The sequence below is a fragment of the Kribbella sp. NPDC026596 genome (assembly GCF_040638415.1).
Lineage (GTDB): Bacteria > Actinomycetota > Actinomycetes > Propionibacteriales > Kribbellaceae > Kribbella.
In genome coordinates this window covers 1-1,777 of record NZ_JBEZYF010000156.1, presented here as the reverse complement: position 1 = coordinate 1,777, position 1,777 = coordinate 1, and the positions used below count along the sequence as shown (strand labels likewise).

1 protein-coding gene is annotated in these 1,777 nt (G+C 65.5%); it reads left to right on the top strand.

The genetic code is table 11. The features are described from left to right. The first annotated feature begins 113 nt into the window (after positions 1-113). Positions 114-1,757 (top strand): IS1634 family transposase, encoded by a 1,644-nt coding sequence (locus AB0E63_RS46415; RefSeq protein WP_360381322.1) that lies wholly within the window; start codon positions 114-116, stop codon positions 1,755-1,757. The last annotated feature ends 20 nt before the right edge of the window (positions 1,758-1,777 follow it).

Below are 1,777 nucleotides of genomic sequence, written 5' to 3'. Positions count from 1 at the left end.
ACCTGACTTGGGTCACCTGGACAGGTTTTTGGGGACCAGGTCGCGCTGACCTGCGGTGATCGGCTTGGTTAGTGTGCCGTCAAGGCACTAATTCGGGTCGGTAGGATCGCCGGATGGTCTGGGTTCGGCGGGTTCGTACGGCTTCGGGGGCCACGGCGGTTCAGATCGCGGAGTCGGTCGGTGGTCGGCGTCGGATTGTGCGGCACGTCGGCTCAGCTCGTGATGAGGTCGAGTTGGGTCTGCTCCTGGAAGAGGCTCGCCGCCTGCTGGCTGATGATCGTCAGGGGGTGCTGGATCTCGGGATCGCGCCGGCGCGTTTGAAGGCTGTGATGGTCCCGCCGCCGGCGGCGGGACTGTTCGCGAGCGCGGCGAGTGGGCCGGCATCGCGGCAGGTGGTGCCGCGTTCGCGTGTGCTGAAGACCTCCAGCGGGCTGTTGTACGACGCTCTCGCTGGGGTGTATGCCAGCCTTGGCTTCGACGTCGTGGCTGATGAGGTCTTCCGCGACCTGGTGATCGCGCGGATCGTGGAGCCGACCAGTCTGCTCGACATCGACCGTGTCCTGGCCGAGATGGGCCGGGTGTCGGCGAGCCTGTCGACCCGCAAACGGACCCTGCGGCGCTGCTGCGCGGGGGCCTACCGCGACCAGATCGCGACCGCTTGCTTCAACCACGCCCTGACCGATGGAGATGTGTCGTTGGTGCTCTACGACGTCACCACGCTCTACTTCGAGGCAGACAAGGAAGACGACCTCCGCAAGGTCGGCTACTCCAAGGAACGTCGAGTCGACCCGCAAGTGGTTGTTGGGCTGCTGGTCGACCGGCACGGGTTTCCACTCGAGATCGGCTGCTTCGAGGGCAACAAGGCAGAGACGCTCACGATCGTCCCGATCATCAAGGCCTTCCAGGAACGCCACGGCCTGGCCGACATGGTCGTCGTGGCCGACGCGGGCATGCTGTCGGCGACCAACCTGCGCGAGCTCGACGAGGCGGGCCTGCGGTTCATCGTCGGCTCCCGGATCACGAAGGCCCCCAAGGATCTGGAGTCCCATTTCCGGTGGCACGGTGACGCGTTCGTTGACGGGCAGGTGATCGACACCATCACCCCGAAGGACCAGCGCGGGGTGACGAGCAACGCGAGTGACCCCAAGGTCAAGGCCGAGCCGGTCTGGGACTCCCAGACCCATCCTCGATCATGGCGAGCGGTGTGGGCGTACTCCACGAAACGGGCGGTGCGCGACAACAAGACCCTGACCCTGCAGGAGAACAAGGCCCGAGCGGTCGTCGCGGGCGAGAAGACCGCGAGGACACCGCGATTCCTCAAAACCCGCAACGGCACCCAAGAGCTCGACGAGGCATCGCTCGCGCGGGCACGCCGGCTGGTCGGCTTGAAGGGCTACGTCACCAACATCGAAGCCAGCATCATGCCCGCGCCCGAGGTCATCGCCAGCTACCACGACTTGTGGCACGTCGAGCAGTCTTTCCGGATGTCCAAGACCGACCTACAAGCCCGGCCGATGTTCGCCCGCACCCGCGACGCGATCGAGGCGCACCTGACCATCGTGTTCACCGCGCTCGCAGTGTCCCGCACCGTGCAGAACCGAACCGGCCTATCGCTGCGACGGTTCCTGCGCACCCTCAAGCCACTTCGCTCAGCCACCGTCGAGATCAATGGCGTGATCACCACGATCCCACCCGCCCTCAGTCCCGACCAAGAGGCGATCCTCGACGCACTGGATCACCCGATCCCAAGGCACTAACCCGATTGACCCAACTCAAG

Coding starts and splice junctions, on each gene's coding strand:
- AB0E63_RS46415 (WP_360381322.1), top strand. CDS start 114: ATGGTCTGGGTTCGGCGGGTTCGTACGGCTTCGGGGGCCACGGCGGTT.